Raw genomic sequence first — 21,977 nt, forward strand, 5'->3', positions numbered from 1 at the left:
CGTTCTTGCGATCCTGATAGCTTTCGCGGACCCGCTGGCTCATCGCGATCGACAGCCGTACCGAGCGGGCCAGGCGCACCTGCGCCAGCGCGAAATCCGGCTTGGTCCGCGTGATCGGCGTCGCCATCTGCTCGGTCGCGGTCATCCGGGCCGAGCGGAGGCCGATCTCGACCAGCTCGCCCAGCGAGCCCAGCGCCCAGCGCGTCCAGGCCAGGTCCGGATCGACCGGCCCGTCATCCAATCCGCAATCCTGAGGCCTCATCTCCATGGAACGTAGCATGAACAAAAGCCACCGGTAATGCTACTGCGATCGTATTTTTCTCGCGGCCGGCGGCGCGCCGGGGCGGCCGGCGCCGCTTCCACCGGTTGCCCCGCCCGGCATGGGCTGAAATGATCCGCCCCGATTCGTGGGAAGGGGATGGAATGATGGCGGCACTTTCGAGCGGCGACCTGCTGCGGCGCGCGCTGGGCTGGAGCCTGGGGCACGCCGGGGTGCTGGCGCGGCTGTCCGCGCCGGCGATCGCCTTCGCACTGATCTTCTACTTCGCCATCGACTGGCTGTGGGGCGACGAGGTCGTGATGGTGGCGCCGGATCAGGCACCGTCCGGCGCCGGCGCTCTGGCGATGCTGCTGCTGATTCTGGTTCTGCTGTTTGCCGTGGCCTTGATCGCAGTCAGCTGGCACCGCTACGTGCTGCGCGGCGAGTTGGCACCGTTTCCGGCCGATGCCGGAACACTGCGCTACTTCCTGGCCCAGTTCTGGCTCGGCTTCCTCGGCATGCTCTCGGCCATGGCCGGATTGTTCGTGCTGTCGATCCTGCTCGGTCTCGTCGGCGGGCCGTCGCTGCTGCAGTCGCTCGCCGAGGGCGGAGCGTGGGGAGCCCTGGCGATACCAGTTGTGACCATGGTGCTGTCGACTGTGCCCTTCGCCTTCTACGGGCTGCTCCTTCCCGCCATCGCGATCGGCGACCGGGGCCTGACCGCCGCGGGGAGCAGCCGCCTGCTGCGCGGCCGGCGGCTGGCGCTGCTGGGAGCGCTGGTCATCGTCCTGCTGGGGGACGCCCTGGTCTCCATCGGGCTCGGCTTGGTGCTGGGAGCGATTCTGCCGCAGGAGCAGGGCTTCGGCCTCGCAACGCTGGTGGCCGGCCTTGCGTCGATGACCATAACCGCGCTCGGGGTCAGCATCTTCGCCGGAATCCTGTCCGAGCTGTATCGGGCGCTGCGGCTGCCGGAACTGGCGCGGGGCGGCGGCGTCCCGGAGTGAGCTTCCGGGGACGCCGCCACCGTCGCGATCACTCCGCCGGGCCGGCCTCAGGCTTCGGCGCCGCGGTCACCGGCTTGCGCCGGCCGACCACCGAGCCGAGCCAGCGGCAGACCACGTAGAACATCGGCGTGAACAGCAGGCCGAACACGGTCACGCCGATCATGCCGAAGAACACCGCGGTGCCCAGCGACTGCCGCATCTCGTAGCCGGCGCCCGACGCGATCACCAGCGGCACCACGCCGAAGATGAAGGCAAAGGACGTCATCAGGATCGGCCGCAGCCGGGTGCGGGCGGCCGAGATCGCGGCCTCCTGCCGGCTCTCGCCATGCTCCTCCGCCTGGCGGGCGAACTCGACGATCAGGATCGCGTTCTTCGCCGCCAGGCCGATCAGCACGACGAAGCCGATCTGGGCCAGGATGTTGACGTCCATGCCCCTGAGCAGCAGGCCGGTGACCGCGGCCAGCAGGCACATCGGCACGATCAGGATGACCGACAGCGRCAAGGTCCAGCTTTCATACTGCGCCGCCAGCAGCAGGAAGACGAACACCACCGAGGCGACGAACACCAGCATGCCGGTGTTGCCGGCCAGCTTCTCCTGCAGCGCCAGCTCGGTCCATTCGAAGCCGAAGCCCTGCGGCAGGACCTCGGTGGCGATCTGCTCCATCGTCGCCAGGGCATAGCCGGTGGAATAGCCCGGCAGGGTCGATCCCTGCACCTCGGCCGCCGGGTACAGGTTGAAGCGCGGCACGCGGTAGGCGCCGGTGCGGTCCTGGAAGCTGGCCACGGCACTGAGCGGCACCATCCCGCCGCTGTCGCTGCGGGTCTTGTAGTTGCCGATGTCGCGCAGATTCTGCCGGAACTTGCCGTCGGCCTGGGCGGTCAGGCGGAAGGTGCGGCCGAGATAGTTGAAGTCGTTGACATAGGTCGAGCCGAGATAGACCTCCAGCGTCTCGAACACGCGATCGGCCGGCACGCCCAGCATCTCCGCCTTCACCCGGTCGATGTCGGCGTAGAGCTTCGGCGTGCGGGTGTTGAACAGCGAGAAGATGCCGGCCAGGCCGGGGGTCTGGTTCGCCTTGGCCACGATCTCCTGGGTCGCGGCGTCCAGCGCCGGCAGGCCGCGGCCGGCTCTGTCCTCGACCATCATCTTGAAGCCGCCGCCGGTGCCGATACCGCGTACGGGCGGCGGCTGGATGACGATGATGAAGGCGTCCTGAATATGGGCGAGCTTCTGGGTCACGGCCCGCTGCAGCGCCGTCACCGTCTGCCCCTTGCCGGTGCGGTCGGCGAAGGGCGCGAAGGGGGTGAAGATCGCGCCGGCATTCGAGGCGTTGGTGAAGGTGGCGCCATCGAAGCCGGAGAAGGGCACGACATGGGCGATGCCTGGAACTTCCAGGATCTCCTTGGCGGCCTGCCGCACCACCGCATCGGTGCGGGCAAGGGAGGAGCCGGGGGGCAGCTGGATCACGGTGATCAGGTAGCCCTGGTCCTGGTCGGGGATGAAGCCCGTCGGCGCCCGGCCGAACTGCAGCCCGGTCAGGCCGATCAGCCCGACATAGACCACCAACATGACCACGGCGAAGCGCAGGATCCGCCGGGTCAGCCCGCCATAGCCGAGCGACAGCTTGTCGAAGGCCCAGTTGAAGCCGCGGAAGAAGGACTGGATCGGCCGGAACAGCACGAAGGTCTTCTTCTCGTGATGCTCCTGGTGCGGCTTCAGCAGGATGGCGCAGAGCGCCGGGCTCAGGGTCAGCGACACGAAGGCCGAGATCACCGTCGCCGCGGCGATGGTCACCGCGAACTGGCGGAAGAACTGGCCGGCGATGCCGCTGATCATCGCCGCCGGGATGAACACGGCGCACAGCACCAGGGCGATGGCGATCAACGCGCCGCCGACCTCGTCCATGGTCAGATGCGCCGCCTCCCTCGGCGATTTGCCCTCGCGCAGATGCCGTTCGACGTTCTCGACCACCACGATGGCGTCGTCGACGACGATACCGATGGCCAGCACCAGGCCGAACAGCGACAGGTTGTTCAGCGAATATCCCAGCGCCGCCATCACCATGAAGGTGCCGATCAGCGAGATCGGGATGGCGACGACCGGGATGATCGCCGCCCGCCAGGTCTGCAGGAACAGGATGACGACGATGACGACCAGGGCGATCGCTTCCCAGATCGTCTTCTCGACCTCATGCACCGATTCGGCGATGAACTCGGTCGGGTTGTAGACGATGTTGTACTGCAGGCCCGGCGGGAAGCTCTTGGACAGCTCCTGCATGGTCGAGATCAGCCGGTCGGCCGTCTCCAGCGCGTTGGATCCGGGGCGCTGGAAGATCAGCAGCGGCACCGCCGGCCGTTCGTCGAGATAGCCGTTGGCGGTGTAGTCCTGGGCCGCCAGCTCGATCGTGGCGATATCGCGCACGCGGGTGACGCGGCCGTCGGTGTCGGTCTTGACGACGATGTTGCCGAACTGGCGCGGGTCGGACAGGCGGCCGAGGGTCTCGACATTGAGCTGGTAGGCGCCGCTCTGGTCCGGCACCGGCGGCTGGTTCAGCACGCCGGAGGCGACCTGGACGTTCTGCGAGCGCAACGCCGCGACCACCTCGCCCGCGGTCAGGTTGCGCGAGGCCACCTTGTCCGGGTCCAGCCAGACCCGCATGGCGTAGTCGCGGGAGCCGAAGATGCGCACGTCGCCGACGCCGTCGAGGCGGGCCAGCACGTCCTTGATCTGCAGCGTCGCGTAGTTGGAGATGTAGAGCGGATCGCGCGATCCGTCCGACGAGCTGAGATGGATCACCATCATCAGGTCGGGCGAGGATTTGCGCACGGTGACGCCGATCTGGCGCACCTCCTCCGGCAGCCGCGGTTCGGCCACGGCGACGCGATTCTGGACCAGCACCTGGGCGATGTCGAGATCGGTGCCCAGCGCGAAGGTGACCTGGATCACCAGCTGGCCGTCGCCGGTCGCCTGCGACTGCATGTACAGCATGTGCTCGACGCCGTTGATCTCCTGCTCGATCGGCGTCGCGACCGTGTTGGAGACCACCTCGGCCGAGGCGCCGGGATAGGAGGTCCGGATCTCGATGGTCGGCGGCGCGATCTCGGGATACTGCGCCACCGGCAGGGTGAAATAGGCGGCCGCGCCGAGCAGCACGACCAGGATCGACAGCACGGTCGCGAAGATCGGGCGGTCGATGCAGAAATGGGAGAAGCGCATCTGGGCCTGTCCTCAGTTCGCTTCGTATTCCGGCGCCGGCTCGATCTTGCCGGGCTGCGCCGTCACCTTGGCGCCCGGGCGGGCGCGGACCAGGCCGTTGATGATGACCTTGTCCTGCGCGGTCAGGCCCTCGCGCACGATGCGCAGGCCGCCCGGCTGGGTCGGGCCCGGCCGGACGATCTTCGGCTCGACCGTGCCGTCATCCTTGACCGTCATCACGATCCGGTTCGACTGGTCGGTCAGGATCGCACTGTCCGGGATCAGGATGGCCTCGTACTCGTTCGATCCCGGCAGCCGCAGCCGGCCGAACTGACCGGGGGTGATGAACAGGTCCTTGTTGTCCAGGATGGCGCGGGCGCGGATGGTGCCGGAGCCGGGGTCGAGCTGGTTGTCGACGAAGTTCATGGTGCCGGCGTGCGGCCAGTCCTTCTCGTCCGGCAGCCGGGTCTGGATGATGGTGGCGTTGTCGCGGGTCGAGGGCAGCTTGCCGGCCACCACCGCGCGCTGATAGGCGAGGTAGTCGGACTCGCTCATGTCGAACTCGAAATAGATCGGGTCGAACGCCACGATGGTGGTCAGCAGGGTCGAGCCGGGGTCGCCGGTCACCAGATTGCCGATATCGACCCGCCGGTTGGAGACGCGGCCGGCCATCGGTGCCTTGACCTGGGTGAAGTCGAGATTGAGCTGGGCCGACTGCAGCGCCGCCGTGGTCTGCGCCACCGCGGCTTCGGCCGCCCGCCGCTCCTGCACCGCCTGGTCGTAGGATGAGCGCGAGACGTTGGACTGGGCGACCAGCGACTGGGCGCGGTCGAGCTGGACCTTGGCGAGGTCGAGCCGTGCCTGGGCGTTGGCCAGGTCGGCCTTGGCCGAATCCACCGTCGCCTGGTAGGGCCGCGGATCGATCACGAACAGCACGTCGCCCTGCTTGACCGTGGCGCCGTCGGCGAAGTTGATCGACTGCAGATAGCCGGAGACGCGGGCGCGGACCTCCACCCTCGCCGTCGCCTCGTAGCGGCCGGTAAACTCATCCCATTCGGTGATCTTCTGGACCAGCGGCGTGGCCACCGTGACCGGCGGGGGCGGCGGCGCCGACTGGCCCTGGCCGCTGCCCGATTCGTTGCAGGCGGCCAGGAAAGCCACCGTTGCCAATACCGTTAGGGTGCCGAGCACCCTTCCTGGCCGCGTCTGCAGGCGCCCGGTCATCATGTCTCGCACTCCACAGGAGGTCCCCGGCCAAGAGGGTCGTGCCTGCATGGGGGGTTGTCAATTGTCGGGGTTATAAGGCTATGGGTCGTTCGCCTTTTGCACTGCAAAAGTTCCGGACGAAGTGACCGTGATCACAACCGGGCGAAAGCATGGCCGGATTGTGGCCGGCTGCCCCGGCCGGCGAAGCTCGCCATTGCGCCGCGGCGGCGGCTGGCCGACGATGCGCGCCATCATGGCTCGCTCTCCCAGATCCGACGACACCCCATCGCTTTTCGCTGACCAGGCGCCGCGGCCGCTGGCCGACCGGCTGCGGCCGCGCAGCATCGCCGAGGTGGTCGGCCAGGACCACCTGCTGAAGCCGGAGGGGCCGATCGGCCGGATGGTGGCGGCGCATCGCATCGCCAGCATGATCCTGTGGGGTCCGCCCGGTTGCGGCAAGACCACCCTGGCCCGCCTGCTGGCCGAGCACACCGACCTGCATTTCGAGCCGCTGTCGGCGATCTTCTCCGGCGTCGCCGAGCTGCGGAAGATCTTCGAGGCGGCGCGTGGCCGGCGCGCGGCGGGGCAGGGCACGCTGCTGTTCGTCGACGAGGTGCACCGCTTCAACCGCAGCCAGCAGGACGCCTTCCTGCCGGTGGTCGAGGACGGCACCGTCACCTTGATCGGCGCCACCACCGAAAACCCGTCCTTCGAGCTGAACGCGGCGCTGCTGTCGCGCAGCCAGGTCTTCGTCCTCAACCGGCTCGACTTCGCCGCGCTGGAGGAGCTGCTGCAGCGGGCCGAGGCTGCGGAGGGCCGGCCCCTGCCGCTGGCGCCGGAGGCGCGTGACGCGGTCAAGGCCATGGCCGACGGCGACGGCCGCTACCTCCTGAACCTGGCGGAGGAGCTGTTCGCGCTGAAGCCGGCGGCGCCGCTCGACGCCGCCGGCCTGGCGCAGACCGTGCAGCGCCGGGCGCCGGTCTACGACAAGGCGCAGGAGAGCCACTACAACCTGATCTCGGCGCTGCACAAATCGCTGCGCGGCTCCGACGTCGATGCCGGCCTGTACTGGTTCGCGCGGATGCTGGCCGGCGGCGAGGACCCGCTCTATGTCGTGCGCCGGCTGGTGCGCTTCGCGGTCGAGGATATCGGCATGGCCGACCCGGCCGCGCTGACCCAGTCGCTGGCGGCCTGGGACGCCTATGAGCGGCTGGGCAGCCCGGAGGGCGAGCTGGCGATCGCCCAGGCGGTGATCTACTTGGCCACCGCGCCGAAATCGAACGCCGCCTACACCGCGTTCAAGAGCAGCGCCCGGGCGGCCAAGGAGACCGGCAGCCTGATGCCGCCGATGCACATCCTGAACGCCCCGACCAAGCTGATGAAGGAGATCGGCTACGGCAAGGGCTACGCCTATGACCACGACACCGACGAAGGCTTCTCCGGCCAGAACTACTTCCCGCCGGACATGGACCGGCAGGAGTTCTACCGCCCGGTCGAGCGCGGCTTCGAGCGCGAGATCAAGAAGCGGCTGGACTATTGGGCCAAGCTGCGGGGGCAGAAGGACGAATAGGCCCGGCCGAGTCGGCATGGCGGCCTGCGGCGCCCTGAACCTATCGGTGGCGCGACGGGGGTGGTATAGAGCGTGCGAATTGGTCGCAAACCGGGTCCCGTCGCCCGGGTCCCGGTTGGAGGTATGGCCCAGATGCTGGCCACTGTGCTCGCGCCGAAGTTCCTGATCGTCTACGCCTATATCGCTTCGGCGCTGTGGGTGCATTTCCGTGGCCAGGTGCGGCACCGCTTCACCCGCCAGCTGACCGACCACTCGACCTTCTTCGCGCCGATCAACTGCTTCATGTATCTGTTCTCGAAGGTGCCGAGCACGCCCTATCACGACCCGCGCAGCTTCCCGGAGCTGCAGGTGCTGAAGGACAACTGGCACATCCTGCGCGACGAAGCGCTGCGGCTGCAGGAGGAGGGCGACATCAAGGGCTCGGACAAGCTCGACGATGTCGGCTTCAACTCGTTCTTCCGGCGCGGCTGGAAGCGCTACTACCTGAAGTGGTACGGCGACCCGCTGCCCTCGGCCGCGGCGCAATGCCCGCGCTCGGTGGCGCTGGTGCAGACCATCCCGACCCTGAAGGCGGCGATGTTCACCTCGCTGCCGCCGGGCGGCAAGCTGGTGGCGCATCGCGACCCCTATGCCGGCTCGCTGCGCTACCATCTCGGCCTGATCACGCCGAATGACGACCGCTGCCGCATCATCGTCGACGGCAAGTCCTACAGCTGGCGCGACGGCGAGGACGTGGTGTTCGACGAGACCTTCATCCACTACGCCGAGAACTTCTCCGACGAGAACCGGGTGATCCTGTTCTGCGACGTCGAGCGGCCGATGCGGTTCCGCTGGGCGCTGGCGGTGAACCGCTTCTTCGCCAAGTACCTGATCCAGGCCGGCGCCACCCGCAACGCCGATGGCGACAAGGTCTCGGGACTGAACAAGGCGTTCGCCTACATCTATCCGATCCGGACCTACTTCAAGGGCGTGAAGAAGAAGAACCGGAAGCTGTACTATGCGATCAAATACGCCTTCTTCGGCGGCCTGCTCGGCGCCTTCCTGGTTCTCGCGTAACTCCGCCACGCTTCGGCCACGCCCCTGAACCAGGCTTGCCGTCGTTGCCTTCGCCAGGCGTGGCCTCGTGACATCCGACAGCGAACCGACCGCCGCCTTCGATCGTTTCGTCGCCATCGACTGGTCCGGCGCGGTCGGCGCCTATGGCGGCGTCGCCGTCGCCGAATGCAGGGCCGGCGCCAGCGGGCCGGTGCTGCTGCCGCCGCCCTCCGGCCGGCGCTGGACCCGGACCGCCGTGGCCGAGTGGCTCGAGGCACAGGCCACGGGTGGCGGCCGGATCCTGGCCGGGATCGACTGCGCCTTCTCGCTGCCCTTCGCCGTCGCCGCCGGCTATCTGCCGCCGGGCGGTGACGCCCGGGCGCTATGGGCGCTGGTCGACCGGGTGGCGACCGATGCACCGGACTTCCACGGCGCCGGCTTCGCCCGCCACGCCGATTACACCGCCGATTTCTGGCTTCGCGGGCCGCGCCCGGCGGGGTGGGTCGAGCCGCACCGCGCCGCCGAGATGGCGTGTCGCCGCGACCGGCTGGGCGCACCCGACAGCCCGTTCAAGCAGTTCGGACCGAAGACGGTCGGGCCCGGCGCGCTGGCCGGGATGCGGGTGCTGCACCATCTGCGCACCCGGCTCGACGGGCGGCTGGCAGTGTGGCCGTTCGAGACGCCGGCCGCGCAGCCACTGGTCATGGTCGAGATCTTCCCGCGGCTGTTCTGGCGCCGCGCCGGCCGCACCCTCAGCGCCAAGGTGCGCGACCGGGGCGAGCTCGACGCCGCGCTGGCGCGGCTCGGCAGCGGCTCGGCCGTCGCATCCGATCCGCTGACCGACCACGCCACCGACGCGCTGGTGGCCGCGGCCGGGCTGCGGGCACTGGCGGCGGATCCCGCCATCTGGTCGCCGCCGGGCCTCGACCCCGCCACCGCCCGGACCGAGGGCTGGATCTTCGGGGTGCGGGGATGAGAGTGCTGCGCCTGCTGCTCGCAACCGTCGCCGCGCTGGCCGCCGGGTTGCTCGGCCTCGCCCTGCTCTATATCGGCGTCGCCACGGCGCTGGCCCTGGTGCCGCTCGGCGGCCGGGTGCAGCAGGTCGCCGCGAGCGACCCGCCGGCCTATGTCTGCGCCACCCTGACCCACACCGACATCGTGCTGCCGGCGCGGGACGGGCTGGTCGACTGGACCGCGGTGTTCCCGGATGCCGTGCCGGTCGCTTTCGTGCCGAACCTGCATGTCGCGTTCGGCTGGGGCGACCTGACCTTCTACCGCGACACTCCGAGCTGGGCCGATCTCCGCGTCCGCACCGCCATGGCGGCGCTGTTCGGCGGCGGCCCCAGCGCCCTGCACGTCGCCTATGTGCTGGACCCGGCGGGCGTGCCGGGCTGCAAGCGGCTGGCGCTGGACCGGGCGGGGCGGGACGCGCTGATCGGCTTCATCCGCGGCACGGCCGCGCTGGACCCGGCCGGCCGCGGCGTGCCGGTGGCGCCGCCGGGGACCGGGACCCACGAGGCCTTCTATGCCGCGCATGGTACCTACCGCCCCTGGCGCACCTGCAATGTCTGGACCGCCGAGGCGCTGCGCGCGGCCGGAGTGCCCACCTCGCTGTGGCCGCCGTTCAGCTTCGGGGTGACGTGGCCGCTGGGGTGAGCCCTACTTCCGCGGCCGGCGCTTGCGCTCCGGCTTCTTCGGCACGAAGCCCTCCATGTCGCCATCCGCCACCTTGTCGGCATAGGAGATGGCACGGCCCTGGTAGGGCCCCTGGGCGGCCGAGATGAACTGCAGCGTGGTGCCGAGCTCGTAGAGTCTGGCGCAACGCTCCTCGCCCTCGCGGAAACTCAGGCACAGCTCGTCCCGGTCGTCCGGCACACGCCACCGGCCGTGGAAGGTGGTGCGCCGGTCGCGGTACCAGAGCTGCCCGTCCGGAGCGAAATATTCGGTCCAGGCGTCACCGGCCTTGTCGGTGTTGGTGTCGACCGAGAAGGTGCCGTAGACGGTCTTGTCGGTCAGCCGCTCGACCAGCGCCATGCGCGGGATCGGCTTGGCGCCGTGGGCCAGCAGCTGCTCGGCGGTCGGGTCGGGCGGCAGCGGCTTCGGTGCGCAGCCCGCCAGCACCCCCAGCAGCACGATTCCTGCCACGATCCCGAGCCTCATCGCCTGTTCTCCCCGTCCTTGAGCCGACTCGATCCTCTTGCGCGGGATAATATCCCTTTATGCACGGATGGCGGGAAAATCCTGCGCCATCAAACTCCTTTCAGCGCCGCCCCGGTCGCGACGACGCCGAGCCAGACCGCGATCAGGCACAATACCACCGACAGCACCACATTGGCGCCGGCGCGGACCCATTCGCCGTCCTGCATCAGCCCCAGCGTCTGCAGGCTGAAGGAGGAGAAGGTGGTGTAGCCGCCGCAGATCCCGACCATGACGAAGATCCGCATGTCCGGGCCGACCAGGAAGCGGCCGTCGGGCCCGGTCAGGCCGCCGAACAGGCCGATGACGAAGGAGCCGAGGATGTTGATGATCAGCGTGCCCCAGGGGAAGGTCGCGCCGAAGCGCTCGATCGCCCAGAGGGAGCACCAGTACCGCGCCATGCCGCCCAGCGCGCTGCCGGCCGCGACCCACAGATAAGTCCCCACGCGACGATCCCCTCCTCGGGTCCCCTCGTGCTACATAACGCCGATGAGCCGAACGCCCACCCCACCGTCGACCCGCAAAGACCATCCTGCGCCGAAGCCGTCGGCCGATGCCACCCCGCCTTCCGGGACCCCAGCGCCGCGTGCCGTGCAGGCCGTCATGGTGACGCAGGATGACGGCGAACTGCGGCTCGACCGCTGGTTCCGCCAGCGCTTCCCCGGCCTGACCCATGGCCGGCTGGAGAAGCTGCTGCGCACCGGGCAGGTCCGGGTCGACGGCAAGCGCGCCAAGGCGGCGCAGCGGCTGGAGCCGGGCCAGATCGTCCGCATCCCGCCGCTGGACGAGGCCGCGTCGCAGGCGCCGGTGCCGCGCGCGCCGATGCCGCTGAAGGCGGAGAAGGAGCAGGGCCTGGCGGCGGAGCTGAAGCGCGCCATCCTGCTGATCGACGACGACGTGATCGTGCTGAACAAGCCGTCCGGCCTGGCGACGCAGGGCGGCGGCAAGGTCAAGGCGCATGTCGACGGGCTGCTCGACCACCTGCAGTTCGACGCCAGGGAGCGGCCGCGGCTGATCCACCGCCTGGACCAGGAAACGTCGGGCGTGCTGCTGATCGGCCGCACCGCCAAGGCGACGCGGCGGCTCGCCGAGGCGTTCCGCGAGCGGGCGACGCGCAAGGAATACTGGGCGGTGACCGTCGGCGTGCCGCAGCCGCATCGGGGCCGCATCGACCTGGCCCTGGCGCGGTCGCCGAGCAATGTCGGCCGGGTGGTCGAGGATGATGACGAGGAAGGCCAGCGCGCGGTCACCGACTATTCGGTGGTCGAAGCCGCGGTCCGGCACGCCGCCTTCGTCGCGATGTGGCCGGTCACCGGCCGCACCCATCAGCTGCGCCTGCACATGGCGGCGCTGAACACGCCGATCCTGGGCGACGGCAAGTACGGCGCCGGCAAGGCCGCGATCGCCGGGGCGGAGCTGCCGCGCCAGCTGCATCTGCACGCCCGCCGGCTGGTGCTGCCGCACCCGACCCGCGGCACCATCGACGTCACCGCGCCGCTGCCGCCGCACATGACGACGACCTTCCGCTATTTCGAGTTCGATCCGAAGGCGAAGCCGGAAGGGCCGGAGGACTGAGGAACCGGTAGAGCCTGAACAAATGCGCTGCCTCTTCTGCGTGAAGGTCTTTTTCAGAACAGCAATTCTCCCTGTGCTGTCATTCCCGCGAAAGCGGGAATCTCTTTCCGATCGAAGCGTGACGAGATCCCCGCTTTCGCGGGGATGACGGATCGGGGGATTCTGAAAAGGTCTCGCAAGCGGGAGAGATGACGCACATTCCGAGCCTGGATGGATCTCAATGCTGATCATCACCGGATCCGAAGGCAATATCGGACGGCGGCTGCGGCGGGCCTTTCCGGGCTGCGTCGGCATCGACCGAGCCGCGGGGGCGGAGATCCGGGCCGATCTGTCGACAGCCGACTACGGCGAGCCGATGATCGCGGCCGCCTTGCGCGATGCCGACGCGCTGATCCATCTGGCGACCTCGGCGAACCCGGACGCACCGGAGGCGGCGCATTGGCAGGCGGTGATCGACGCCACCCGGCTGTTCGCGGCCTGCGCGGAGCAGGGCGTCGGGCGGATCGTGGTCGCCTCGTCGGACTGGGCCGCGCCGAAAAACGGCGCCGCGATCAACAGCTACGGCCGGTCCAAGCTGGCGCTGGAGAGCCTGGCGGCGATGTATGCGGTGGGGCCGCGCTCGGCCCGGGTCATTCGCGTCGGCTGGGTGCCGCACGACCCAGCAGCGCTGGCCGCGGCGCCGGACTGGTTGAGGCAGAATCACTGGGACGACGACCGGCTGATTGCCGAGTTCCGGCAGGCGCTGTCGAGCGAGGAGTAGCCATGCCGATCCCGGCCGAGGCCGTCATCGCCCAGGCGATGGCGAATCCGGTGAACGCCGAGCTGATGCGGCGGCTGCCGCGGCTGGGCCTGCCGCAATGCTTCCTGACCGCGGGCTGCCTGTTCCAGGCGGTGTGGAACCGCCGCTCCGGCCAGCCGCCGGAGACTTCGGTCAAGGATTACGACGTGTTCTATTTCGACGACCGCGACCTGTCCTGGGAGGCGGAGGATGCGGTGATCCGCGAGACCGCCGCCCTGGTCGCGGATCTCGGCGCGCCGGTCGAGGTCAAGAACCAGGCCCGGGTCCATCTCTGGTACCGGAAGCGTTTCGGCGGCGCCTATCCACAGCTGCGCTCGGCCACCGACGGTATCGACCGCTACCTGGTGCAATGCACCTGCATCGGCATCGAGGTGGCGACGGGCCGGCTCTACGCCCCGAACGGGCTCGAGGACATGGTCGACGGCATGCTCCGGCCCAACCCGCTGAACCCGTCGCCCGAGTTGTTCCGCGCCAAGGCCGAGGCATACCGGGCGCGCTGGCCCTGGCTGACCATCGCGGAATAGCCGAGCGAATTGCCATGAGGGGCGGACGTCGCAGGCCGCGATTCGGCCCTGCTACTTGCCGCGGGCGAGGGCCAGGCCGAGGCCGGCGCCGACCAGCAGGCCGCCGGTGATGCGCTGGCGCAGCCGGCCGTGGCGGGCCAGCAGGCTCCGGGCTCGACTGGCTAGCAGCGCCCAGCCGCTGTCGAGCGTGACGGCGAGCAGCAGGAACACCGCCGACAGCAGCGCCACCTGGGCGCCGGCCGGCCGCGCCGGGTCGACGAACTGCGGGAAGAAGGCGCCGTAGAACAGCAGCGTCTTCGGGTTGGTCAGCGACACCAGCACGGCCCGGCCGTAGATCGCGCCGGCGGATTTCGGCTGCGCCGTCGTCCTGGTCAGGTCGGCCGGCGGGGCGCGCCAATGGGTGATGCCGAGCCAGACCAGATAGGCGACGCCGATCCAGCGCAGCGTCTCGAACCAGCCGCCGGCGGTGCCCAGCGCCTCGGCCATGCCGAGGGCGGTGAGGGCGAGCTGCAGCACCATGGCGGAGCTGGTGCCGAGCACGGTCAGCAGGCCATAGCGCGGCCCCCAGGCGACGCTGTTGGCGACGATCAGGGCCACGTTCGGCCCCGGGATCAGCATGACCAGGGCGACGGTGGCAATGAAGGCGAGGAGGAGGTGCGGGTCGATCATCGGGCTCTCCGAGGGCGGGAAGGGCCGGCGAGGACCAACAAAAAACCCCGCCGGTTGGGCGGGGCGTCGTGCGTCGGGCCGTCAGCCGCCGGTCAGGAAGACCGCAGCCTCGTCCCGGGTGCGCAAGCGACAGCGACCGCCGGATTGCGGCGGTGTTGTTGCAGGCGCGGGGAGACGGCTCGAAGCATGGCCGCACCATAAGCGCGGCGCCGCCTGGCCGTCAATCGCACGGGTCGGCTGCGGCCGTCAGCCGGGCTGGGGGGCCGAGGTCATCCAGCCGACGACGGCGCCGGTCGGGTCGCGGACGATGGCGATGCGGCCGACGCCCGGCACCTCGAAGATGTCGCGCATCAGGGAGCCGCCGGCCTGCCGCGCCGCGGCGACCCGGGCGTCGACGTCGTCGACCTCGATATAGGCGAACCAGTGCGGCGGCACCTGGTCCATGCCGGGCAGGTTGCGGATGTCGAAGATGCCGCCCACCATCCGGTCGCCGACCTTGGCGATCAGGTACTCGCCGCCGGCCGCCATCGGCATCGACTCGACGGTCCAACCCAGGGTCCTGGCATAGAAATCACGGGCGGCCTGGGGGTCGCGGGTGTTCAGCTCGTTCCAGACGAAGGTGCCGTGTTCGGGCATCGTTGCCTCCCATCCGGCGGCGGAGCGCCGCCGTCCGAGCAGGATATCACGGTTTCGGTGACGATCCGGCGACCGCCTGGGCCGGGCGGTCGGCCGCCGCCGCCGGCACGGCACGGGCCAGGCGGGCGGTGCGCATCTTCTGCAGATGCTGGTCGGCCAGCACGCCGATCAGGATCACCGTGCCCATCACCGCGAAGTTGAGCGAGGAGGGGATGCCGAGCAGATTGACCAGGTTCTGCAGCACCTGCAGCAGCACGGTGCCGAGGATGATGCCGAGGATCGAGCCTTCGCCGCCGCGCAGCGAGCAGCCGCCCAGCACTGCCGCGGCGATGGCGTAGAGCTCGTAGAAATTGCCGTGCGCCGAGGGCTGGATCGAATTGGTGTAGAAGGCCAGGAACACGGCGGCCAGGCCGGCCAGGAGCCCGCAGATGACATAGGCCGAGGCGATCACGGCGCGGGTGCTGATGCCCGAATAGCGCGCCGCCTCCTCGTTCTTGCCGACGGCGAAGAGGTAGCGGCCGAACACCGAGCGATGCAGCACCACCCACATCACCAGCGCCACCACGACCATGGTGAGGAAGCTGTTGGGGATGCCGAAGCTGCGGCCGGTGGCGAAGTTGGCCAGCGTGTCGAAATCGCCGCCATAGCCGAAGCCGACGGTGGCGTCGTCGGTGTAGTAGCGGGCGGCGCCGCGATAGATCAGCAGGGCGCAGAGGGTGACGACGAACGGCTGGATGCCGACCCGCGCCACCAGGAAGCCGTGGATGGCGCCGAACACCCCGCCCATGCCGATCGCGGCGGCCAGGGCCAGCGGCCAGGACCAGCCCCAGTTCACCACCATGTCGACGAAGACGACGCCGATCAGCGCGAACACCGACCCGACCGACAGCTCGATGCCGGCGGTGATGATCACCAGCCCCTGGCCGATCGAGAACAGCCCGTACAGGCCGACCAGATTGGCCATGTTCACCAGGTTCACCGTCGAGATGAAGCGCGGCTGCAGCAGCGCCACGATGCAGCCGATCACCAGGATCAGGACCGCCAGCCCCAGTTCCTTCCTCATTGTCCCTGACGTCCTCCCGGACTTTCTCTCGGCTATGCCGCCAGCGGCCGGCCGACGGCCAGCTGCATGACGTTGGGTTCGCTGAACTGATCGCGGTTCAGGATGCCGGCGATCCGGCCTTCATGCATCACCGCGATGCGGTCGCTGACGCCGATCACCTCCTCCATGTCGCTGGAGATCATCAGGATCGGCACGCCGCGGTCGGCCAGGTTTCGCATCAGCTGGTAGATCTCGGACTTGGCGCCGACGTCGATGCCGCGCGTCGGCTCGTCGAAGATCAGGAAGCGCGGCTGCAGCGCCAGCCATTTCGCCAGCACGATCTTCTGCTGGTTGCCGCCGGACAGCTTCAGCGCAGTGGTGGCGACCGACGGGGTGCGGATGCGCAGCTTCTCGCGCTGCGCCTCGGCCTGCCTGGCCTCGCCGCGGCGGTCGATCAGCCAGCGTTTGGCGACGTGCCTGAGGCCGGGCAGGGTGACGTTCTGGGTGATGGTCATGTCCAGCACCAGGCCGCTGCGCTTGCGGTCCTCCGGCACCAGGAACAGGCCCTGGGCGATGGCCGCGCGGGGCGTGCCGATGGTGAGTGGCTTGCCGTCCAGGCGAACCTCGCCGGCCAGCATCCGATCGATGCCGAACATGGCGCGCGCCAGCTCGGTGCGGCCGGAGCCGACCAGCCCGGCCAGGCCCAGGATCTCGCCGCGGCCGACCGACAGCGTCACCTCATGCCCCGGATAGGCGGTGGTGCGCACGCCGCGGATCTCGACCGCGTCGGGCTGGGCCGCGACCGCGGGCGGGATGTACAGCGCCCGCAGGTCGCGCCCGACCATCATCCGCACCATGCGGTCATGGTGGATCTCGTCGCGGTCCAGCGTCCCGACCAGCCGGCCGTCGCGCAGGCAGACCACGCGGTCGGCACAGGCCTCAATCTCGCCCAGGCGGTGGGTGATGAAGATGATGGCGACGCCGGCCGCCCTCAGCTCGCCGATCACGCGCAGCAGGGTCTGCGTCTCGGTCAGGGTCAGGCTCGAGGTCGGCTCGTCCATGATGATGATGCGGGCATCGAGCGACAGCGCCTTGGCGATCTCGACCATCTGGCGCTGGGCGATCGACAGCTCGGCCAGCGGCGTGGCCGGCCCGAAATCGACGCTCAACCGGTCGAGCAGCCTTTGCGTGTCGGCGTGCAGGCGGGCGGTGTCGATCAGCTTCAGCGGGCCGAAGCGCCGCGGCTCGCGCCCGATGAAGACGTTGGCGGCGACGTCGAGATTGTCGAAGAGGTTCAACTCCTGGTGCACGAAGGCGATGCCGGCGGCGATGGCCTCCTGCACCGTCAGCGCCGCACGCGGCGTGCCGCCGACGGTGACGGTGCCCGTGGTCGGGGCCTCGACCCCGCCCAGGATCTTCATCAGCGTCGACTTGCCGGCCCCGTTCTCGCCGATCAGCCCGACCACCTCGCCGCGGCCGACGGACAGGCTGACATCCCTCAGCGCCTGCACGCCGGGATAGGTCTTGGAGATTCCCTCCATGGCCAGGACGGCATCAGTCATCTGCTGCTCCCTCGGGGCGACGGTGGCGGCGGAGGCCGGGGCCTCCGCCGCGCCCTGCCTCACTTCTTCAGCAGTTCCTTCATCGTCTTCTGGAAATCGGCGACGTTGCTGCCGTCGATCAGCCGGGTGGGGATGATCTTCAGATGGTCCGCCGGGATGAAGGACTTGTCGCCCTCGATGTACTGAGCCAGCAGCTTCACCGTCTGGTAGCCGAACTCGAAGGGTTGCTGCACCACGGTGCCCTCGATCACGCCCTCCTGCACGCCGCGCAGGGTGACCGGGTCCTCGTCGAAGCCGACGACCTTGATCTTGCCCAGCTTCCCGGCCGCCTTCATGGCGTCGTAGATGATCGGCGTGTTGTAGGAGTAGAGGCCGACCAGCATCGCCAGATCGTCGTACTTGGTCAGCGTGTCCTCGACATTGCGTTTGGCCTTGGCGAAGTCGATGTCGTCGGTGCGGATGTCGACGATCTCGATCTTGGTGCCGGCGATCGCTTTCTTGATGCCCTCGACCCGCTCGCGGGCGTTGGCGTTGCCCAGCGTGCCGACGAACAGCATGATCTTGCCGCCGTCCGGCAGGGTCTTCTTGATCAGCTCGCCCGCCTGCACCCCGGCGGCGACGTTGTCGGTGCCGATGTACAGCAGCCGGTCGCTCTTCGGCGCGTCGCTGTCGAAGGTGAACAGCGGCACCTGGCCGGCGGCCTTGTTCAGCAGCGCGGTGGAATTGTCAGGATCGACCGGGCTGATGCCGATGCCGGCGACGCCGCGGGCCAGCATGTCCTCGACGATCTGACGCTGCTCCGCGGCGCTGGATTGGCCGGGAATCTTGAACTCGACGCTGTAGCCCTTGAGCTCGGAGACGGCCTTGTCGGTGCCCTTGTTGGCGATGGTCCAGAAAGAGGACGAGCCGTTGACGACGAAGGCGATGGTCTTGTCGGCCGCCTGGGCCGGCGCCGGACCGATGGCGAGAACCGATGCGACGGCCGCCGCGAGGCCGGCCAGAATCAAACGCTTCATTGGGTTCCTCCCGTTTTCCGAACCCGCTCTCCGGCGGGGTCGGTCAACATTGCTATTATAATCAGACAATTTGGATCACAACGGCCGGGACCGGTCAAGCCGGTCTGCATGTGGCGTTGTTTGGCTGCGCTCGGCGCGGCAGGGGGTCACGGATCGCGGCGGCCTCTGGTAGCCTTCAGCGGATGCGGCGCGAATTTTGAGAAAAGATATTCAGGAAGCCCCATGACGATGCCTTCTGCCGCCATCAGCCATCGACAACGGGCTTGGACGGGCTTCATGCGGCGGCACGAAGCCCTGGCGGAGCAGCAGCGGGCGTTATTGGGCGACATCCTGCGCCGCAACGCCGGGACCCGCTTCGGGCAGGAGCACGGCTTCGGCGCGGTGAAGTCGGTCGAGTCGTACCGGGCAGCGGTCCCGATCCGGCACTGGACCGACATGATTCCCTATGTCGACGCCGTCCTGGCCGGGCAGGACGGCGTGCTGACAACCGAGCCGCCCTTCTTCTTCCACCGCACCACCGGCACCACCGGCACGCCGAAGATGATCCCGTTCACCCGGAGCTGCCTGGCCCTGCAGCAGCACACGCTGCGCCGTTGGCTGGATCGTGCCGTGCTGGACAACCCCCGCCTGCTGCAGGGCGGGACGCTGGCCCTGCTCAACACCGCGGTCGAGGGGGTGACCGAGCGGCACTACCCCTACGGCGCGTTGTCGGGCAGTGCCTATTTCCGCCTGCCGCCGGCGATCCGGCGGACCTTCTGCCATCCTTATGCGGCGTATGACATCGAGTACGGCGCGGCCCGGCGGTATGCCCTGCTCCGCTTCGGCATCGAACGGCCGTGCAGCTTCGTGTTCAGCGGCAACGCCGCCGCGCTGCTCGGCTTGTTCGAATTCGCCGACCGCCATGCCGAAGCCCTGATCCGCGACCTGCATGACGGCACGATGTGCAGCGACTTCGCGGTGCCGGACGCGATCCGCGCCATCGTCGTCAACGAGTTCCGGCCCGATCCCAAGCGGGCCCGGGCCCTGGCTGAACGCCGGCGGCGCGACGGCCGGCTGCGCCCGGCCGACTACTGGCCCGACCTGCAGGCGCTGGGCTGCTGGATCGGCGGCTCGATGGGCCATTTCGCGCCGGCGCTGCGCGACTGGTGCCGCCCGGGGGTGCCGCTGCGCGATGTCGGCTATATGGCGAGCGAGGGCATCTTCACCATCCCGCTCGGCAATGAGAGCCCTGGTGGGATCCTGACCCTGCACACCGCCGTGTTCGAATTCGTGCCGGAGCACGAGTTCGGCCGGCCCGACGCCCGCAGCCTGCTGGCGCATGAGGTCGAGCCCGGGCAGAACTACCACATCGTCGTCACCAACACCGGCGGGCTGTACCGCTATGCCATGAACGACGTCGTCCGCGTCACCGGCCGGGTGGCCGGTTCGCCGGTGCTGCATTTCCTGTACAAGGGCGGCCAGGTGCAGAACCTGCAGGGCGAGATGCTGACCGTCGATCACGTGGTCGGCGCCGTCACCGCCATGACGTCGGAGGCCGGACTCGCCCTGCGCCACTTCCAGGTCGCGGCCGAGCTGCCGGCCCGCCGCTACGCGCTGCAGATCGAACCGGCGGCGCCGGTCCCGGCCGCGGTCCTGCCGCGGCTGCTGCAGCGCTTCGACCGGGCGCTGGGAGCGGTCAACGAGAACTACGCGACGCTCCGCGGCGACCGGCAGCTGGCGCCGCCCGTCCTGCGGGTGATGAAGCCGGGCTGGTTCGACCGTCTCACCGAGGACGCTGTCGTCCGCGTGCGCCGCGACAGCCAGGTCAAGCTGGCGGTGCTGGTGGCGGAGGCTGAGCGCCCCGAACTGGCGGACACGGTGATCGGCCTGCCCGCAATCCAGCCTTGAGGGCGGCAGAAGCCCCTTGACCTTCCCATATTGGAAGGTCGGAGAGTTGCCCGGTCATGCGAAACAGGAGCCGAACCATCATGGGTGTCACGCTGTCCTTCCGGGTCGAGGACATGACCTGCGGCCATTGCGCCGGCACGATCAAGGGCGCGATCGAAGGCGGCATCCCGGGCGCCAAGGTCGAGGCCGACCCGGTGCGCAAGCTGGTCTCCATCACCGGAACCTCCGACCGGACCCAGGTCGCCGCGCTGATCGCCGAGGCCGGCTACACGCCCGAAGCCGCCTGACGCGGGGCGGCCCGCTCAGCCGTTGACCAGGAAGCGCATCGGGTCGGGGGCGAGCTGGCAGGCATCGACCGGCTGCCGGTCCGGCGCGTCGAGGAACTTGCCCGTCAGGGTCTCGGCGCAGGGGTCGCTGCCGATCAGGCCGTGGCCCTGGTCCTGGCGCTCGACCAGGAAGCCGTTCGGCAGATGCGCGGCGGTGGCACGCGCCCAGCTCGCTGGCGTCACCGGGTCCAGCCCGCCGGACAAGATCAGGGCCGGGATGTCGCTGTCGACCGGCTGCGAGGCGAGATCGTCCGCGGCGCCGGCCGGCCAGGCCGGGCAGGTCGACCCCGGCGCATCGCGCAGGTCGCCGGCATCCGGCGACAGGCATTCGGCCAGATCGTAGGCTCCGTTGGCGATTGTCGGGTCCAGGAGCCCGGTCAGCCACTGCTCCGCCGCCTCCTCATAGGCCTCGTCGCGGTCGGCATCGATGCCGGCGATCAGCGCCGGCAGGGTGGCGGCGTCGTCGCGGGAGTAGAGGTCGTTGAACACCACCTCCGCCAGCAGGCCGCCGGTGAACATCAGCTCGGCATCGCCCTTGCCGTCCGGCCGCGCCACGGTGACGGTCGGCGGCTCGTCGTCCAGCCGCTCCAGCAGGGTGCGGTAGCGCCCGGCCAGGTCGGGATAGGCGGCGTTGCAGGTGCTGTCGGCGGCGCAGGCGGCGAAGACGCGCTGCAGCGATCGGTCGCCGTCGGGGTCGGCCTCCTCCGACGCGGTGAACAGGCTGTGGCCGGGCGGGTAGACGCCGTCGAGGATCAGCGCGGCGATGCCGTCGGGGTAGCGCCGCACCGCCTCCAGCGCCAGCCGCGTGCCGTAGGACGACCCGAACAGCACCCATCTGTCGAAGCCCAGGGCAAGGCGCAGATCGGCGACGTCGCGGGCGCTGTCGGGCGTGGTATAGCGGGTCAGGTCGTGGCCCTCCGCCTCCCAGCGGCTGCGGCAGATGCGGGCGGCGTCGATCGCCGCCGAGGTGTTGCCGCCGTCACCCTCCGGGCCGTTGCTGCGAATCTGGACATCGACCATTTCCGGGCAGGTCAGATTCGGCTCCGACTTGCCCATGCCGCGCTGGTCGTACAGCACCAGCTTGCGCCGCTGCAGCCAGTCGTTGCGGGCGATCAGGTCCCACCAGCGGCCGATGCCGTCGGGATCCAGCCCGGCCGCCCCGCCCGGGCCGCCCTCGAGATACAGCACCGGCGGTGCGTCGCCGAGCTTGTCGGGGGTGGACAGGATGGCGACCGCCAGGGTGACCGTGGCGCCGTCCGGCTTGTCCCGGTTCTCCGGCACGGTGACGGTGCCGCAGGTGGCGGCCCGGCCGTCGGGCACCACGAAGCTGCAGGCCCCGGCATGGAATTCAGGCGCCGCCAGGGCCGGGACGCCGCCGGCCAGGGTCAGGGCTGCGATCAGGATCAGGCGGCGAGTCATCATCGGCATTCATGGGGCGCAACAGCCGACCAAATTAAGCACGCCGGCGAGGCGAC

The 21,977-nt window shown here is 69.5% G+C and carries 21 protein-coding genes; 10 read left to right on the forward strand and 11 right to left on the reverse strand.

What is annotated here, in order from left to right; translation table 11 throughout:
• A partial coding sequence (locus AB4Z01_RS26865) for a hypothetical protein (RefSeq protein WP_441698935.1) occupies positions 1-241 on the reverse strand: 241 nt, incomplete at its 3' end.
• A gap of 185 nt (positions 242-426) precedes the next feature.
• Between AB4Z01_RS26865 and AB4Z01_RS26870 the strand changes: the two genes are divergently transcribed.
• Positions 427-1,263: a hypothetical protein gene (locus tag AB4Z01_RS26870; RefSeq protein WP_441698936.1), complete on the forward strand. Its 837-nt coding sequence runs from the start codon at positions 427-429 to the stop codon at positions 1,261-1,263.
• A gap of 28 nt (positions 1,264-1,291) precedes the next feature.
• On the opposite strand, the gene AB4Z01_RS26875 is transcribed toward AB4Z01_RS26870, so the two are convergent.
• Both AB4Z01_RS26875 and AB4Z01_RS26880 read right to left on the reverse strand, forming a co-directional pair.
• Complete coding sequence (locus AB4Z01_RS26875; RefSeq protein WP_441698938.1) at positions 1,292-4,480, reverse strand: efflux RND transporter permease subunit; 3,189 nt, start codon at positions 4,478-4,480, stop codon at positions 1,292-1,294.
• A 12-nt stretch (positions 4,481-4,492) separates the two neighbouring features.
• Positions 4,493-5,686: an efflux RND transporter periplasmic adaptor subunit gene (locus AB4Z01_RS26880; RefSeq protein ID WP_441698940.1), complete on the reverse strand. Its 1,194-nt coding sequence runs from the start codon at positions 5,684-5,686 to the stop codon at positions 4,493-4,495.
• 232 nt (positions 5,687-5,918) lie between these two features.
• Here AB4Z01_RS26880 and AB4Z01_RS26885 point away from each other — a divergent pair, with 232 nt between their 5' ends.
• The 4 genes from AB4Z01_RS26885 (at position 5,919) to AB4Z01_RS26900 (ending at position 9,926) form a co-directional block, all read left to right on the forward strand.
• Positions 5,919-7,235 carry a replication-associated recombination protein A gene (locus AB4Z01_RS26885; RefSeq protein ID WP_441698942.1) on the forward strand — a complete coding sequence of 439 codons (1,317 nt, stop codon included), beginning with the start codon at positions 5,919-5,921 and terminating at the stop codon, positions 7,233-7,235.
• Positions 7,236-7,367: 132 nt separating this feature from the next.
• A complete protein-coding gene (locus AB4Z01_RS26890) occupies positions 7,368-8,291 on the forward strand; it encodes an aspartyl/asparaginyl beta-hydroxylase domain-containing protein (RefSeq protein WP_441698944.1) in 924 nt (307 codons plus the stop codon).
• Positions 8,292-8,358: 67 nt separating this feature from the next.
• Positions 8,359-9,246, forward strand: a complete 888-nt coding sequence (locus tag AB4Z01_RS26895; protein ID WP_441698945.1) for a hypothetical protein — start codon at positions 8,359-8,361, stop codon at positions 9,244-9,246.
• Positions 9,243-9,926, forward strand: coding sequence for a DUF2459 domain-containing protein (locus tag AB4Z01_RS26900; RefSeq protein ID WP_441698946.1), 684 nt, complete (start codon positions 9,243-9,245; stop codon positions 9,924-9,926). Before AB4Z01_RS26895 ends, AB4Z01_RS26900 begins: the two co-directional genes overlap by 4 nt.
• Positions 9,927-9,929: 3 nt before the next feature.
• On the opposite strand, the gene AB4Z01_RS26905 is transcribed toward AB4Z01_RS26900, so the two are convergent.
• Entirely contained in the window at positions 9,930-10,430 is a 501-nt protein-coding gene (locus AB4Z01_RS26905; protein ID WP_441698947.1) for a hypothetical protein, read from the reverse strand.
• Positions 10,431-10,519: 89 nt separating this feature from the next.
• The gene (gene crcB, locus AB4Z01_RS26910) at positions 10,520-10,912 is read right to left on the reverse strand and encodes a fluoride efflux transporter CrcB (protein WP_441698949.1); all 393 of its coding nucleotides are present in this window, start codon (positions 10,910-10,912) and stop codon (positions 10,520-10,522) included.
• Between the two features lie 157 nt (positions 10,913-11,069).
• Between crcB and AB4Z01_RS26915 the strand changes: the two genes are divergently transcribed.
• The 3 genes from AB4Z01_RS26915 (at position 11,070) to AB4Z01_RS26925 (ending at position 13,364) form a co-directional block, all read left to right on the forward strand.
• The gene (locus AB4Z01_RS26915; protein WP_441698950.1) at positions 11,070-12,041 is read left to right on the forward strand and encodes an RluA family pseudouridine synthase; all 972 of its coding nucleotides are present in this window, start codon (positions 11,070-11,072) and stop codon (positions 12,039-12,041) included.
• 220 nt (positions 12,042-12,261) lie between these two features.
• On the forward strand, positions 12,262-12,801 hold the full coding sequence (locus tag AB4Z01_RS26920) for an NAD-dependent epimerase/dehydratase family protein (RefSeq protein WP_441698952.1): 540 nt from the start codon (positions 12,262-12,264) through the stop codon (positions 12,799-12,801).
• A 2-nt stretch (positions 12,802-12,803) separates the two neighbouring features.
• Positions 12,804-13,364, forward strand: a complete 561-nt coding sequence (locus tag AB4Z01_RS26925; protein ID WP_441698953.1) for a nucleotidyltransferase family protein — start codon at positions 12,804-12,806, stop codon at positions 13,362-13,364.
• 51 nt (positions 13,365-13,415) lie between these two features.
• Here the strand turns inward: AB4Z01_RS26925 and AB4Z01_RS26930 are convergent, their stop codons facing one another.
• The 5 genes from AB4Z01_RS26930 to AB4Z01_RS26950 all read right to left on the reverse strand — a co-directional run bounded on the left by AB4Z01_RS26930 (position 13,416) and on the right by AB4Z01_RS26950 (position 18,289).
• Positions 13,416-14,033 (reverse strand): LysE family translocator, encoded by a 618-nt coding sequence (locus AB4Z01_RS26930; protein ID WP_441698955.1) that lies wholly within the window; start codon positions 14,031-14,033, stop codon positions 13,416-13,418.
• Between the two features lie 246 nt (positions 14,034-14,279).
• Positions 14,280-14,669: a VOC family protein gene (locus tag AB4Z01_RS26935; RefSeq protein WP_441698957.1), complete on the reverse strand. Its 390-nt coding sequence runs from the start codon at positions 14,667-14,669 to the stop codon at positions 14,280-14,282.
• 46 nt (positions 14,670-14,715) lie between these two features.
• A complete protein-coding gene (locus AB4Z01_RS26940) occupies positions 14,716-15,732 on the reverse strand; it encodes an ABC transporter permease (protein WP_441698959.1) in 1,017 nt (338 codons plus the stop codon).
• Between the two features lie 32 nt (positions 15,733-15,764).
• Positions 15,765-17,273: a sugar ABC transporter ATP-binding protein gene (locus tag AB4Z01_RS26945; protein ID WP_441698960.1), complete on the reverse strand. Its 1,509-nt coding sequence runs from the start codon at positions 17,271-17,273 to the stop codon at positions 15,765-15,767.
• 59 nt (positions 17,274-17,332) lie between these two features.
• Positions 17,333-18,289, reverse strand: a complete 957-nt coding sequence (locus AB4Z01_RS26950) for a sugar-binding protein (RefSeq protein WP_441698961.1) — start codon at positions 18,287-18,289, stop codon at positions 17,333-17,335.
• Positions 18,290-18,565: 276 nt separating this feature from the next.
• On the opposite strand from AB4Z01_RS26950, the gene AB4Z01_RS26955 reads away from it, so the two are divergent.
• A complete protein-coding gene (locus AB4Z01_RS26955; RefSeq protein ID WP_441698962.1) occupies positions 18,566-20,176 on the forward strand; it encodes a GH3 auxin-responsive promoter family protein in 1,611 nt (536 codons plus the stop codon).
• An 80-nt stretch (positions 20,177-20,256) separates the two neighbouring features.
• On the forward strand, positions 20,257-20,463 hold the full coding sequence (locus tag AB4Z01_RS26960; protein WP_441698963.1) for a heavy-metal-associated domain-containing protein: 207 nt from the start codon (positions 20,257-20,259) through the stop codon (positions 20,461-20,463).
• 15 nt (positions 20,464-20,478) lie between these two features.
• On the opposite strand, the gene AB4Z01_RS26965 is transcribed toward AB4Z01_RS26960, so the two are convergent.
• Complete coding sequence (locus AB4Z01_RS26965) at positions 20,479-21,924, reverse strand: alpha/beta fold hydrolase (protein WP_441698965.1); 1,446 nt, start codon at positions 21,922-21,924, stop codon at positions 20,479-20,481.
• Between the last annotated feature and the right edge of the window lie 53 nt (positions 21,925-21,977).

The organism is Inquilinus sp. YAF38 (genome assembly GCF_052113205.1).
GTDB lineage: Bacteria > Pseudomonadota > Alphaproteobacteria > DSM-16000 > Inquilinaceae > Inquilinus.